The organism is Reichenbachiella sp. 5M10 (assembly GCF_002742335.1).
Taxonomy (GTDB): domain Bacteria; phylum Bacteroidota; class Bacteroidia; order Cytophagales; family Cyclobacteriaceae; genus Reichenbachiella.
On record NZ_MDGR01000007.1, the window covers coordinates 2,656,981 to 2,671,631 of the forward strand.

Genomic DNA, 14,651 nt, shown 5'->3' on the forward strand with positions numbered 1-14,651 from the left:
AAACGTAAGCTATGCTGTTGAAGCCTTCATTTTGGAAGGTAAGTACAGCTCAGCTTTGAGCGTGATCAGCTTGCCAGACGCTGTTGAAGCCTTCATTTTGGAAGGTAAGTACAGCCGGAGGCTGTAAATTCGGGTGGTCGCTTCTGCTGTTGAAGCCTTCATTTTGGAAGGTAAGTACAGCCTGTGATGATGGCTAGTGCTAGACCTATGGGCTGTTGAAGCCTTCATTTTGGAAGGTAAGTACAGCTGGATGTGCTTGCCATAGTGTTGAATTATAGCTGTTAAAGCCCTCATTTTGGAAGGTAAGTACAGCACAGTGCCGCTAGAGTTTAGAAGCCTCACGGCTGTTGAAGCCCTCATTTTGGAAGGTAAGTACAGCTCACATCGGCTAAGTTTTCGAAGCTCTTTTGCTGTTGAAGCCCTCATTTTGGAAGGTAAGTACAGCGTGCTTGCCCAACATTGAACTTTCTATTAGGCTGTTGAAGCCCTCATTTTGGAAGGCAAGTACAGCAGGTGTACTACTTTCATGTTCTTTCAGAAAGCTGTTGAAGCCCTCATTTTGGAAGGTAAGTACAGCAAATGAATTAAAACCAGTGTATTCGACGAAGCTGTTGAAGCCCTCATTTTGGAAGGTAAGTACAGCTCAGGTTTGATGTGAAATAGAAGGTCGTCTGCTGTTGAAGCCTTCATTTTGGAAGGTAAGTACAGCACCAATACTTCCTCAAAAAACCACCTAGGGAGGCCCAAACAAAAACCCCTGTCTGGAAAGACCAAACAGGGGTTTCATTAGTTGTCAGCTCCAAGAGCTGCTCGACGACAGGGATCACCCGACGATGGTGCGCGCACTTTTGTAGCCAGCATAGAAGCTCGGGTTGCTCCACTGAAACTGCAGCATGACCTTGTCCATCTTTTCGGTGAAGAGTCCCGAGATATCATCCATCAGCTCGTTGATACTTCGTTTGGCCAGATTAGTAGCCGTCATTTTGAGCCGTGGCAGGCCGACCGTCTCTCGGTAGTCATCCACAGAGCTCGTCAGATCGGTGACCTGCGCTTCTGTGACACCATAGTCGACCAGTGCCGTCAAGTGCTCCGTGAGCAAGTCCGCCAAGTGACTGAGTCTCTCTGGCAGCTCCGTATCCCGCAGTTTGAGCACATCCGACTTGGTCAAGTAGGCGTTTTGATGCAGGTCATGATCATCAGAGACCATTGCATAGGCAGACAGCGCCCCTGACAATACCGCCACCTTGTTGGAGATTTGCTCCTTGAGCACGTTCTTATCCTCCGTATAGCCCTTGGTACTTTCACCGACCCTTTTGAGTTGTTCTTTCATCCCTTGGATGAGTTCGTCTAGCGAAGCTTTGAAGGTATTGATGATCGGGATGGCAGACCAAGTGCCATTGTGTGTGTCGAGATAGTTTTGTGTCGACAAAGCCATCTGATAGCGATTCAGTGTATTCGCTTCCATAAATTTAGTCTATTAAAAGGTGAACAAATAAATGGCAACCTATCCAACCTTGACTTTTCAGTCCTGACAAAACACTTCAAAATCCTGCCATTTTGCATACGCTCCCCTCCTCTATATCACTTCTTGCTCCTTCTCCGCCTCCCATCGCCTTGTTTCAGATTGCACTTTCTTTAGCTCAAATTGTAATTTCTCTATACGGAATTGTAATTTCTTTATCCCAATTTGTACTTTCTTTATACCAAAAACTTATTTCTTCTCCTTGATTTGTACTTTACATAGACACAATGGCAATATCTCCATACCAAATTACACATTACTCATACCCACTTGTACTTTCTCTAGATTCACACTTTATTGGGGCACACATACCTCCCTCCGCTCTGCTGCGTGCATTGCATCTCTAGGGTAAACAATCTGTTAACCTCCAAGACAAACGAAATCACGAATCATCCTCTATCTTCGCGGCATGCCTAGCGTAGCTGAATCAAAACTCATCGACGAATTGAATCATGGAGAAGTGCGTGCCCTCAACCAGTTGTTTGACGAGCACTTTGCTGCCATGATGCGCTGTGCCTATGCCCTGACCAAAAACAAAGAAGTATCCGAAGAACTGACCCAAGATGTATTCATCTCCCTCTGGAACAAACGCGGCAGCTTCCAACTAGACGGAGCCTTCAGGCCCTACCTCATCCAGGCCGTACGCTACCGCTGCTACACCCATTTCAAGCGAAGCATGCACCAAGAGGTCGTCGAGATCGACCACATCAACACCCCGACATCCCACCACACAGCAGATATGGCACTACACTCCACCGATCTCAAGGACGGGATCGCGCTAGCGCTCTCAGCACTGCCCGACAAGACCAAAGCAGTGTTCTTGATGAGTCGAGAGGACGAACTCTCCAACCAAGAAATCGCTCAACTCCTAGGCATCTCCCTCAAAACCGTCGAATACCACATGGGCAAAGCCCTAAAAACCCTCAAACAAAACCTCACCCACATGGGATTCTTCACCCTATGGTTCGCCATGCTACTCCCCCCACTCCTCACCTAACCTTCTCAATTCTTGTCTTTTGAACCTCCCCCCAATTTGCCCCAGCCTAGGACAGTCCATTTTCAACCCTTGGGATTGTCGGGCCTCATTTATTTTAGGTTTCTGGATGATAAAATCAGAGTAGAATAAAAAGCTGTCTGAGCCCGAAAGCGAAGCACTTCGGGTGAGTTCCTTTTTATTCCTGATTTCCTTAGACAGGAGCCGTCAAGAAATAAATACAGCCCTAGATTTTTGCCTACTTTTCATCCATGGAAAAGTAGGAACCCATCTTGGTTCTCAAATCTTGGCTCTTGGCTCTCTCACATCTTGATTCTAAAAAATCTCACCACTTTTTTCATCTTCTCACTAGGGTCGATCCCAGATCAGGTTACTGATAGATGAAACCATACACTATTGACCCCATGCAGGATCATCATTGGCAACTGATCGCCAAGCAACTCAAAGGAGAACTCACGCCCTCAGAGCAAGACGAGTGGCAAGAATGGCTCGATGAAAACGAGACCCATCAGACCCAATACGAACAGGCCAAAACCCTGTGGCAAGAAAAGAATGAAGATAGCCACCTGAGCGATGCGCAGTTTCTACAGCGTATCCAGTCCGACCCGGCACTCGCCTGGCAGGGCATCATGTCTCAGATCGACACACCGCAGCGCCAGCGCACCAGCTATGCATGGATCTACCGAGTAGCTGCTGTAGTCGCACTAGCGCTGGGACTAGGATGGGCGTCCCTGCATTACACCACGGACCTCCTCTCCGACCAGACACGCATCCAGACTAGCGACGGCACAGACTCCACGTACCTCCCTGACAGCACCAGAGTCTGGCTCAACAAACACTCGACCATCACCTACGGGGATTTCAAGGGAGAGACCAGAGAGGTCACCCTTGACGGGGAAGCTTTCTTTGAGGTGACGCGCGACGAACACAAGCCCTTCATCGTGACAACCAACCACGCCAAAATCCAGGTACTGGGCACCTCGTTCAACATCAATTCGCGTGGTGCACGCACCGATGAGAGCCTCACGGTCGCCAGTGGCAAGGTCGCCTACTCTCCTCTAGAGGAGCCGCAGCACCGTATCGAACTCATCCAAAACGAGCACGCCATACTCAACCCCCACACAGGCGCTCCCATCAAACAAAAGATGGACCGCAATTTCCTAGCATGGAAATCAGGCATACTCCGCTTCGAAAACGACGCACTCAGCCATGTACAAGACGTGCTCAGCCACTACTACGGCATGACTATCCATATCCCGGACCCAGTCATCCGAGACAAACGATTGACGGCTACATTCAAACAGATGACTGTGGACGAGTCGATCCAAGTGATCTGCAACCTCTACGGGCTCCAAAAAACTCAACAAGACAACACCATCACACTAACCAAAAAATAACCCCACTACATGCAACTCAAATCAAGACATCGACTAGTCACATCGCCTAGGATCATCAGTCTGTGCCTGTGTCTACTCTCTATGAGCCATTGGGCCATGAGCCAAACAGAAGATACCGGCCAGTTGACCGTCTCCATCGAGCGCTCGCACCAGACCGTAGGCACCGTGCTCCAAGAGCTCATCGCTAGCACGGACATGAATATAGCCTACGAAGAAAACACCCTCGACATGCAACGCACCGTCAAACTACCTCCTCCGGGCCAAAGGGACATCACTGCCATAATGGATGCCGTCGTGCTGGCTACTGGCACAGACTATCAGATCGTCGGCAAGCAAATTCTCATTCTGAAAAAAAACACCTCAACCAGCCACTCAGCCAAATACACCCTCAGCGGACAAGTATCCGATGCACAAACGGGCGAAGACCTGATCGGAGCGACAGTACGCATCGTAGGACAATCTCTCGGCGTAGTGACCAATGTATACGGGTTCTACTCCCTGACTCTCCCCGCTGGCACCTATGAGGTCAGCTGCAACTTCGTCGGCTTCAAGGAGCAAATCGTCACCGTCGACCTCACCTCCAACACCTCCCAAAAATTTGAACTCAGCGAAAACAACGAGGTACTAGAAGAAGTCGTCGTATTGGCCAATCGAGAGGAGGACATCAACGTGACCTCTACCGAGATGGGTGCCGATGAGGTCAGCATCGATGTAGTCAAGAAACTCCCGGCTCTCTTCGGAGAAGTAGACATCATCAAGACCATCCAACTCCTGCCGGGTGTCAAGGTCGTAGGCGAAGGAGGCTCGGGCTTCTACGTCCGTGGAGGCAATGTCGATCAAAACCTCGTGCTACTTGATGAGGCCCCCATCTACAATGCCTCACACCTTTTGGGCTTCTTTTCGGCATTCAACCCTGAGTCGGTCAAGGACATGAAGCTCTACAAGGGTGCCATCCCTGCACAGTACGGTGGGCGCTTGTCCTCAGTGCTGGACATCCGCATGAAGGACGGCAACTCCAAACAGTGGACAGCTGCAGGAGGAATCGGCACCATGATGACACGCTTGGCAGTAGAAGGCCCCGTCACATCCAAAGGGTCCATCATGATAGCTGGGCGCAGATCCTATTTGGACACCTTCGCCAAGGTAGCCAACTGGGCACAAGGCAAAGAGGTCAATAGCGAGCAGCAGTTCTACTTCTATGACCTCAACGCCAAAGCCAACTACCGCATCAATGACAACAACAGGCTCTTCGCTTCGGGCTACTTCGGCAGAGACGTGATCGCTACCGAAATCAACAGCGACATGAAGATCAATGTAGATTGGGGCAACAGTACGGCTACTCTGAGATGGAACCACCTGTTCGGCCCGCGGTTGTTTTCCAATGTCACCTACTACTACAGCAACTACGACTATGGTCTCGATTTCAACGAAGAAGTCTCCCGGTTTTTGTGGGATTCCAACCTGCAAGAGCATAGCCTCAAACTGGACTTTGGAGCCTACCTCAATCCTAACAACACCCTGAAATTTGGCCTACAGACCATACAGCACGCCATCGCTCCAGGCAATATCAAAACCTTCGAAGCAGACGGCACAGTCGACTCGCACGACTTGCAAAAAAACAAATCCTATGAATCAGCAGCCTACGTGAGCAACGAACAAGTCTTGACTCCCAAAATCAAACTGGACTATGGACTCAGAGTCTCCAACTTTCAAAACATCGGGCCACAAGAAGTATACACCCTAGACCAAAACTATGAGGTCGTAGATACAGTACGGCATGGAAGTGGCTCCTACAACAGCTATTGGAACCTCGAACCTCGAGTAGCTGCTCGCTACCAAATCAACAGCTCGAGTTCGGTCAAAGCGAGCTACAACCGCACCTCTCAATACATCCAGCTGGCCTCCAACGGCAACTTCTCCTCCCCTTTCGACATTTGGTTTTCGAGTACAGAGCAGATCAAACCACAGCTAGCAGACCAGTACTCTATAGGGTACTTCAAAAACTTCAAGGAGAATACCTTCGAAGCATCGGTAGAGGTCTACTACAAAGACCTCCAAAACTCCATTGATTTCAAAGATCACGCAGAGTTGCTCTTCAACGAAAACCTGGAAGGCGAACTCAGAGTCGGTGAAGCCAGAGCGTATGGGGTAGAATTATTGATTCGAAAAAACGTAGGCAAACTCACCGGATGGATAGGCTACACCCTATCCAAGGTAGAGAAGAAAATACCTACCATCAATGATGGCAACTGGTACAATGCCAAGTTTGACAAACCCAACGATCTCTCCATCGTAGCAGTATATGACATCACTCCGCATATATCCCTCGGGGGTAGCTTCGTATACTCTACGGGCGGGGCGGTCACCTTCCCGACCGGGCGATACTACTTTGGCGGAGCTGCCGTACCGGTGTATTCCGAACGAAACGGCGAACGACTGCCGGATTACCATAGGTTGGATGCATCTGTGACCATGCGCAGCAAAAAGAACGACAACCGAAGGTTCAAATCCGAGTGGGTATTTAGTGTCTACAACGTCTACAACCGAAAGAATGCCTTCAGCATCAGTTTCCAACAGGAACCCGACAACCCCACCGGCACTTACGCCGAGAAGAGTGCCATCTTCGGCATCATCCCATCCATCACCTACAACGTCAGATTCTAATCCCCATGAGAAACACAACAAATACCATCATCGCTCTGATCCTAGCTTGGACCATGACGTCATGCTACTACGACAGGATCGACCTTGATCTCAATACCGAAGATCCCAAACTGGCCGTCGAGGCGTGGATCACAGATCTCGACGAACCACAGTACATCGAGCTGAGCCGAACAGTCAACTACCTCGGTGAGCAAGACATAGATCATGTCACAGAAGCTATCGTCACGCTCAACGACGAAGTGGAAGATATCGCACTCGTCCAGCAAGAAGAAGGCAAATACTACCTGCCGGATGACTGGCAGCCTAGACTCGGCAATCTCTACACCCTCACCATCCTCCTGGACGGAGAGACATACAGCGCCAGCGAAACCATGCGCGTCTGTCCAGAGATAGAAAATCCATACTCCGAACTGGAAGATTTCGAGACGCTATTTGACGACCAGAGTTATGACGAAGACACATACAAAATCACATTTAGTTTCCAAGACTCACTCGGATTGGGAGATGGATACTATCTCATTGACTACCTAAAGGGATCCCTCTCAGGCGACAGCATCATCAATGGCGCAGTAACAAACGATCGCTTTTTTGATGGAGAGTATCAATTGGACGTCAGTGTGACCTCATCCGAGCGACCGTTTTTTCTCGATGACGAAGCGGTAGTAGAACTGCATGCTATTGGCAAGGAAGCTACCTTATACATCTCAGATCTAAACAGTGAGGCATTTGGTGGTGCGGACCCATTCGCGGGACCTCCTGCCAACCTACGTACCAACATCAGCAACGGGGCAGTAGGCTACTTCATCATCGGAGGAGCTCACAGGACAATTGTCCCCGTAGAAGAACCTGAAGAAAGTGCCACACCCTAAAAGCCTTGAATAAAAACAATAAAAGGCGATTTATAGTGAGTATCAATCAAACCCAGGGATAAAAAGAAAGACCTTAGTTGCTAGACAAATCACCTAGCAGCTAAGGTCTTTTCAACGATCATGGAGAAAGCCCCATGATTTTGAATAGTTTCTAGCGTCTAAATACTAGTTACTTATTATGCACATGCACATCCATTTGTGGGAATGGAATATTGAGTCCTTCTTTGTTGAAGGCATTGTATACATTTTCGTTCATCGCGAAGAGCACATCCCAGTAGTCTACTGACTCTAGCCAGATACGCAGCTTCAGATTGACCGAGCTATCACCCAGCGAATCTACCATCACTTCCGGAGCGATTCCTTCCTCTTTGAGGATGCGTTCGTCTGCATTGGCCAGGCCTAAGAGCACCTCACGTCCCTTGTCCACGCTATCACCATAGCCGATCCCAAATGTAAAGTCAATTCTACGACGCGGCTCGGTAGAGAAATTGGTCATCGATCCAGTCGCCAATCCACCGTTGGGGATGATGATGGTCTTGTTGTCCGGAGTCTTGAGTATCGTATTGAATATCTGTATCGCAGAGACTGTCCCCATGTACCCCTGTGCATCGATGAAATCTCCGACTTTGTAGGGTTTGAACAACAGAATCATGACACCACCCGCGAAATTTTGGAGTGTACCTGACAGAGCCAAACCCACAGCCACACCCGCAGCCCCTAGCAAGGCCACAAAAGAGGTCATCTCGATACCTATCATCCCTAGCACACTGATGATCAGAACCGCACGCAGCAAAATAGAAATCAAACTGAGTACAAAAGTCGTCAAAGACGGGTCCAAATTGCGCTTTTTCATCACAGAGGTCACCCCCGACATGAGCATTTTGATCACCCACGAACCGATCAATAGCACGACGATGGCTCCTACCAACTTCGGACCATAATCAATCGCCTTTTCGTACAACTGGGAGATTATTTCTTCTACCTTCATATTTTAGATTAGTTTAGTTTTTACAAAAAAAAGGAGTCCCTAAGAACTCCTGTAATTTTCGTCATTTTGCTTCTCTATCCAAAATCAATTGGCCAATATCTGCACCATTCTTTGCTTCATCGTATCATAATCCGAATAGCCCATACTCACTGCGATGTACTCCTCTCCTTTGTGAACAACGATCGCTGGGAATCCACGCACCCCCATCTGCTGAGATTTGGCAAAATCCTGATAGGTCAACTGCTTGTATCCATCGGAGAGATACAGCGGCTCGAAGGCCTGGTAGTCGATCTCCAGTTCGGTACACGCTTGCTCCAGAGCCACAGGGTCTGTGATGTTGATATTCTCTGCATAAAACATCTCCTGTAGCCGTTCATAAAATGTCCACTCCTTCTCTGGAGCGAGATCACGAACTACACGTACCGCACGAGCAGGTGGCTCGGTATCATAGTCAAAATCCTCTCTTTCGAAAAAATCATAATCAAATGGCTGACCTGACGCATCATGGACATGCCCCCAGTGTGTACGGAGCATGTCTCTAAACTCCTGTGTCCATTCTTCTCCTCCACCTGGCCTGAGACCTCCCAGTACCAGTTCAAAATCCAACACCTCTGCGTACTCTTCTTTGAGTCGGTTCAAGTGATTGCCTATCCCATAGCACCACGAGCACATCGCATCTCCAAAATACATCAAAGTGGCCTTGGAGGCTGGTGACTCCTCGACCGTCACTGTCTTTGGTTCCTCTCCTCTTGGCACTTCACAGACCCCATCGTCACAATTCAATTCACTCATATTTTTACTTTTTTTATGGAAAACAATCCAAAGCATGAAATGTTCCCTCGGCTTGTAATATTTTAGCTAATTCAACAACTAAACGGAAAAGAACCCTAAATGTCCATCTTACAGACGAATAAATTAACCAAAAACTTTGGGTCGCGCACTGCGGTCCATGCTCTTGACCTCCATATCGAGGCAGGACAGGTCTTCGGACTACTCGGTCCCAACGGCAGTGGCAAAACCACCACCCTGGCCATGCTGCTAGACGTACTGTCTCCTAGCTCGGGCAGCTTCACTTGGTTTGGCCAAGAGCCCAGTGCCGACAGTCGCAAAAACATAGGAGCCATCCTAGAGACCCCCAGTTTCTATCCCTACATGCATGCCGTGGACAACCTCAAGATCGTGGCACAAATCAAAGGGTGCGCCGAGGAAAGAATCGACGCAGTATTGACGCAAGTAGGGCTCATCACGCGCAAGCATGACAAGTTTCAGGCTTACTCTCTAGGGATGAAACAACGGCTCGCCATCGCCTCCGCTCTGCTCGCCGACCCAGAGGTACTCATCCTCGATGAGCCTACCAACGGACTGGACCCAGCCGGTATCGTCGAGATTCGTGAGATCATACAAGGCATAGCCGCTTCGGGCAAAACCATCATCCTCGCCAGTCATCTGCTGTCAGAAGTACAGAAGGTCTGCACGCACTTCGCCATTCTCAAAGAAGGCAATCTCCTCCATCAAGGCAGCATACAAGAAATCGAACAAGAACGCCCAACTATAGAGATAGGGGCCAGTGACATGACTTTGCTCCACAGCATACTCGAACCTCTCGCTGGCATCCATCAGATTACACGTGACGGAGACTTCTACCGACTCGACGTAGCACATGAAGTCACTACCGAGTACCTCATCCAAAAACTACAGGAACAAGGCATCACCCCTACACACTTGCTCCGCAAACAAGGAAATCTCGAACAACAATTCTTAAAAATACTCGCCGACCATGCATAAGCTCCTCAAAATCGAATGGATCAAAAACAAATCCAACACCACCTTTTGGGTACTACTACTCGTGTACATCGCAGCGACCTATGTCATTCTGTCTGCAGGCACTATCCTGATGAATGCCAGTTATGAGTTCACCTCCAACCAAGACATACAGGACTTCCCACAGATCACGATCTATGACTTCCCAGGCATCTGGCACAACATGACCTACATTGGTTCGATCATACGTATCCTACTGGCGATCATATTGATCGTCAACCTCACCAACGAGATCAGCTACCGTACCCTCCGTCAAAACATCATCGACGGCCTGAGCAAGGAAGCCTTTCTTCTTTCTAAGCTGTACTTGATCACGGCTTTGGCTATCGTAGCTACTCTAGCTCTGACAGCTTGCAGTTTTTACTTCGGGATGACCTACTCCGTGACTACTAGCAGTGAGAACATCTTCTCTCACATGGATTTCTTAGGCGCCTATTTTATGGAGATTTTTGGCTATTTGTGTTTCGCCTTATTTGTTTCGCTCTGGATCAAACGAGCCGGACTAGTCATCGTCTTTGTCTTAGCATACAGTATTATATTTGAGCCATTTTGTGGATGGGTATTCCTAGACAGTGACGGCTGGCTCATCAACGCACTACCTATCAACGCACTAGACAATCTCATCCAATCCCCCATCAATCTCATGGACCCAACTGCCGTACAAACGACCGTCGGCATGAGCGAACTACTCTTTGCTTTGGCTTGGATCATAAGCTTCATAGGGTTCTCATATTTCCTCCTAAAAAAACGAGATCTTACCACTTAGGAATAGTTTTTGCAATCACTGAGCAAATCAAAAAGAACGCACTATGAAAAAGGTATTTCTATTTTTGGCAGCCCTCACTATCAGCACATGGGCATGGTCACAAAATCCATCCTTGATACATGTCACAGGACAATCCGAGCTCTCCCTCTCTCCTGAGGTCACTGTGCTCAGCTACTCCATCTCTGCCAATGACAAGAGCTACGATGCAGCTGTCACTGCTCTCAATACCCGTATCAATCAGCTCACAGGCAACCTCAAAAAAAGTGGTTTCAAAACAGAAGAGATCAAAACTTCACAATTCAACATTCGAAAAAGTAAGATCTACGAAGGAGGCAAGGTCAAAGGAGAAGAATACATAGCCACCCAATCACTAACTGTACGGTTTCCCTTCGACAAAAAACGACTCCTCAATGCACTAGACAGGACGGCAGATGAAGATGCTGCTCCGAATCTATCTATCTCCTTTGAGCTTTCTGATGAGCAGAAAAACAAATCTAGAAATACTCTCCTCCAAAATGCCATGGAGGATGCCCTAGTCAAAGCCCAAATCCTAAGCCAGCAGGCAGGCTACCAAATCGCTGGAGTACAGGAGGTCAGCAACAATGCCATCCCGTCTCGTCCGATGGTTCGAGCCATGGAGTTTGACGCAGTACAAAGCATGGCGCAAAGCAAGATGGCTGACTACCAACCTCAAGACCTCACCATTTCAGAACAAGTATCCGTGACTTACTTGATCCAAAAAACAACAGAAGAGGAAGAATAATAAAGAAATGATTTGAAGAGGAATCAAAGGAAAAACAACACCTTGGATGTCCTACTTCCACTGCATGTAGATCAAAACAAAGTAAGAGATACTTTGTTTTGATCTCTCCTTCACTGTTCGCGATCATTAAAGTTCGCTCGGTATCCGAAGCACAACATGATTGGACAAAGGCTTACAGATACAAGGAAGTACTACACCTTGAGCGATCTCCTCATCACTAAGGATCGTCTCACCACGCATAAATACCTCTCCAGACACACGCTGTGCTTTGCAACTGCTGCATATACCGTCCTTACAAACATACGGCAACTCTACTCCCGCATCTATTGCAGCATCCAATATACTACGACCTGCCTGTACAGGCACATGATATTCTTTGTCCTGATAGATCAGCTTCACTTCACGGTTTTGAATCAGTGCAGCAGCTGCCTTTGCCTCCTGTACAGACGACTGTGACAAGTACTGCTCCATAAAAATATGTGTATCCGGCACTCCTGCCATCCGCAACCCTGCCGCTGCCTCGATCATCAAACCCGTCGGGCCCGAGATATAACAAAAGGTATGTCCAAACGGAAACTTAGGGACTTTGCGCAACAACTCCGGAATCTGTGTGCGTTCGACTCTTCCCTTATAACAATCCTTGAAATCTCCAGGGTTCTCAAGAATATGTATCAAATTGAGACGCTCTGGATAGTCGAACTGCAAATCTTTAAGCTCCTCGTTGAACAAAATGGATTCTTCGTCGCGATTGCCATAAAACAAAGACACCATGCTCTTGGACTCTACAAACAATACGGTCTTGAGAATAGACATCAAGGGAGCAATCCCACTTCCTCCTCCAAATAACAACAAATGTCTTTTTGCAGATTCGTCAGGTTCTATCGTAAACTCCCCCTGAGGGTGAAGCACCTTGAGTTTGTCTCCTTCCTTGACGGTATCAAACAGATGAGCAGAGACTTCACCATCTTCTGAAGACATGGCCGTGATGCTGATTTCCTCCTCCAGGTTGGGTGCACTAAGTATCGAAAAACAACGGCGTTTAACTTCCCCCTCCACTTGTATCAACACAGTCAAGTACTGCCCCGCTGTATATTTCAATTTCCAAAAAAAGGGCTGCTTGAAATGAATGCTTATAGCATTCGGTGTCTCTCGGACTACTCGCACCACCTTCAATTTCGAAACCCTCTCCATTCAAACTCAAATTTTACAACAAACAAACTTCAAAATTATACTATAATCGCATCACTCAAGTTGCATCCTTTGTTATCTAAATATTAACTCACACGAATAAGGAGGGAAGAAACGAGGTGAACCTGATGGTCAAACTTGCATAAAAACAAACATAACGAGTGCATAGGCTACCAACATGACAACTACTTTGGTTTTGGCTTTATTCATAGTATTAGGTTTTAAATATGATCGATCAAACTAAATATAGAAGCTTCATCTTCTATGTCATTTCGGGCTCAGAGTTGTCTTCATATTTCAAAACAAAGGTAGACGCAGCCCTACTACTGTCATAGACTATTCGTCAGACGAGACATTGCTTTTTGGCAGCTTATCAGTTTTTCACAAAAACTACTCGCTCCTCTTCTCTACTCCGTGCTTCTCATCCCATACCAAATACTAGCCAATTTTTACCTTGATACTCTGTCAAAAAAACATATCTTTGTCTTACTTATCAAGAAAGATCGAGGGACTGGGCCCGAGGACATCTTGGCAACATATCCATAGCCGCAATATTGGGTGTTGTGCCAATTCCCAACTCTAGATGTGATTATCTGGATTAAGATAGGTATTCATCGAAACGACATTTTCTAGGTAAGTAGTTGATTAAACTATAGATATGAACATTAGAGATATTCTAAAGGACAGAATATTGGTATTGGATGGAGCCATGGGGACCATGATTCAACGGTATCAGTTGGAAGAAAAAGACTTCCGAAACGAAGAACTAAAAGACCACCCTGTGCCACTCAAAGGCAACAATGACCTGTTGTCAATCACACGTCCTGATGTGATCAAGGCCATACATGCTGCTTACTTCGAGTCAGGGGCAGACATCGTAGAAACCAATACTTTTGGCAGCACATGGGTCGCTCAAGCGGATTACAAGCTTGAAGACTGGGTCTATCGCATCAACTACGAATCAGCTAAAATCGCCAAAGAAGTAGCTAATGAGTTCACAGACAAAGACCCAAGCAAGCCACGATTTGTTGTAGGCTCTATGGGGCCGACCAATAGACTGGCCTCTATGTCTCCAGACGTCAACAACCCAGGATACAGAGCCATCACGTATGATCAATTACTGGAGGCATTTACTGAGCAAGCCAAAGCACTACTCGATGGAGGAGCAGATCTCCTACTCGTAGAGACCATCACCGACACCCTCAACTCCAAAGCTGCTCTCATGGCCATCGATCAAATAGCGGAAGAGCGAGGCATCCAAATCCCGATCATGGTCTCTGGTACAATCACCGATGCCAGTGGCCGCATCCTATCGGGCCAAAACACAGAGGCATTTTTGATATCCGTCTCACACCTTGATCTACTCAGTGTAGGGCTCAACTGTGCCTTGGGAGCGAGAGAATTGAAACCATATCTCAACACCTTGTCCAGCAAATCCAACTTCAACATCAGCGCACACCCCAACGCAGGATTACCCAATGAATTTGGGGAATACGATGAAACACCAGAAGATATGGTCGATCAAATCAAAGAGTTTTTGGATGATGGACTCATCAACATCATCGGTGGTTGCTGCGGCACCACGCCAGACCACATCAAGGCCATTGCCGATCTGGCTGCCAAGTATGAACCGAGAATAGCAAGTAACCAATTAAAATCAACGGTAGTCGGTTAATCCT

12 protein-coding genes, 1 CRISPR repeat array and 1 riboswitch are annotated in these 14,651 nt (G+C 47.6%); of the genes, 8 read left to right on the forward strand and 4 right to left on the reverse strand.

Features of this window, described 5'->3' with window-relative positions; translation table 11 throughout:
• Positions 1–13: 13 nt before the first annotated feature.
• Positions 14–709: a CRISPR direct-repeat array (repeat unit 36 nt; unit sequence GCTGTTGAAGCCTTCATTTTGGAAGGTAAGTACAGC).
• A gap of 114 nt (positions 710–823) precedes the next feature.
• The gene (locus BFP72_RS10565; protein WP_099599108.1) at positions 824–1,465 is read right to left on the reverse strand and encodes a hypothetical protein; all 642 of its coding nucleotides are present in this window, start codon (positions 1,463–1,465) and stop codon (positions 824–826) included.
• Between the two features lie 466 nt (positions 1,466–1,931).
• On the opposite strand from BFP72_RS10565, the gene BFP72_RS10570 reads away from it, so the two are divergent.
• The 4 genes from BFP72_RS10570 (at position 1,932) to BFP72_RS10585 (ending at position 7,446) form a co-directional block, all read left to right on the forward strand.
• Positions 1,932–2,519 carry an RNA polymerase sigma factor gene (locus BFP72_RS10570; RefSeq protein WP_099599109.1) on the forward strand — a complete coding sequence of 196 codons (588 nt, stop codon included), beginning with the start codon at positions 1,932–1,934 and terminating at the stop codon, positions 2,517–2,519.
• A gap of 377 nt (positions 2,520–2,896) precedes the next feature.
• On the forward strand, positions 2,897–3,913 hold the full coding sequence (locus BFP72_RS10575) for a FecR family protein (RefSeq protein WP_099599110.1): 1,017 nt from the start codon (positions 2,897–2,899) through the stop codon (positions 3,911–3,913).
• Positions 3,914–4,009: 96 nt separating this feature from the next.
• On the forward strand, positions 4,010–6,577 hold the full coding sequence (locus BFP72_RS10580) for a TonB-dependent receptor (protein ID WP_255397190.1): 2,568 nt from the start codon (positions 4,010–4,012) through the stop codon (positions 6,575–6,577).
• Positions 6,578–6,582: 5 nt separating this feature from the next.
• Positions 6,583–7,446, forward strand: a complete 864-nt coding sequence (locus BFP72_RS10585; protein ID WP_099599111.1) for a DUF4249 domain-containing protein — start codon at positions 6,583–6,585, stop codon at positions 7,444–7,446.
• A 169-nt stretch (positions 7,447–7,615) separates the two neighbouring features.
• On the opposite strand, the gene BFP72_RS10590 is transcribed toward BFP72_RS10585, so the two are convergent.
• The gene (locus tag BFP72_RS10590; protein ID WP_099599112.1) at positions 7,616–8,434 is read right to left on the reverse strand and encodes a mechanosensitive ion channel family protein; all 819 of its coding nucleotides are present in this window, start codon (positions 8,432–8,434) and stop codon (positions 7,616–7,618) included.
• Positions 8,435–8,518: 84 nt separating this feature from the next.
• Positions 8,519–9,226, reverse strand: coding sequence for a DsbA family protein (locus BFP72_RS10595; RefSeq protein ID WP_158233374.1), 708 nt, complete (start codon positions 9,224–9,226; stop codon positions 8,519–8,521).
• A gap of 99 nt (positions 9,227–9,325) precedes the next feature.
• Between BFP72_RS10595 and BFP72_RS10600 the strand changes: the two genes are divergently transcribed.
• Genes BFP72_RS10600 through BFP72_RS10610 form a run of 3 tightly spaced genes read left to right on the forward strand, consistent with a single transcriptional unit; the run spans position 9,326 to position 11,784 of the window.
• On the forward strand, positions 9,326–10,219 hold the full coding sequence (locus tag BFP72_RS10600) for an ABC transporter ATP-binding protein (protein ID WP_099599114.1): 894 nt from the start codon (positions 9,326–9,328) through the stop codon (positions 10,217–10,219).
• A complete protein-coding gene (locus BFP72_RS10605; RefSeq protein WP_099599115.1) occupies positions 10,212–11,021 on the forward strand; it encodes an ABC transporter permease subunit in 810 nt (269 codons plus the stop codon). The genes BFP72_RS10600 and BFP72_RS10605 overlap by 8 nt, the downstream gene beginning before the upstream one ends.
• Before the next feature lie 43 nt (positions 11,022–11,064).
• Positions 11,065–11,784, forward strand: coding sequence for an SIMPL domain-containing protein (locus BFP72_RS10610; protein ID WP_099599116.1), 720 nt, complete (start codon positions 11,065–11,067; stop codon positions 11,782–11,784).
• Positions 11,785–11,910: 126 nt separating this feature from the next.
• Here the strand turns inward: BFP72_RS10610 and BFP72_RS10615 are convergent, their stop codons facing one another.
• Positions 11,911–12,975, reverse strand: a complete 1,065-nt coding sequence (locus BFP72_RS10615; protein WP_099599117.1) for a ferredoxin--NADP reductase — start codon at positions 12,973–12,975, stop codon at positions 11,911–11,913.
• Positions 12,976–13,459: 484 nt separating this feature from the next.
• Positions 13,460–13,582, forward strand: a riboswitch (SAM riboswitch).
• A gap of 48 nt (positions 13,583–13,630) precedes the next feature.
• On the opposite strand from BFP72_RS10615, the gene BFP72_RS10620 reads away from it, so the two are divergent.
• The gene (locus BFP72_RS10620; RefSeq protein ID WP_099599118.1) at positions 13,631–14,647 is read left to right on the forward strand and encodes a homocysteine S-methyltransferase family protein; all 1,017 of its coding nucleotides are present in this window, start codon (positions 13,631–13,633) and stop codon (positions 14,645–14,647) included.
• Positions 14,648–14,651 lie beyond the last annotated feature (4 nt).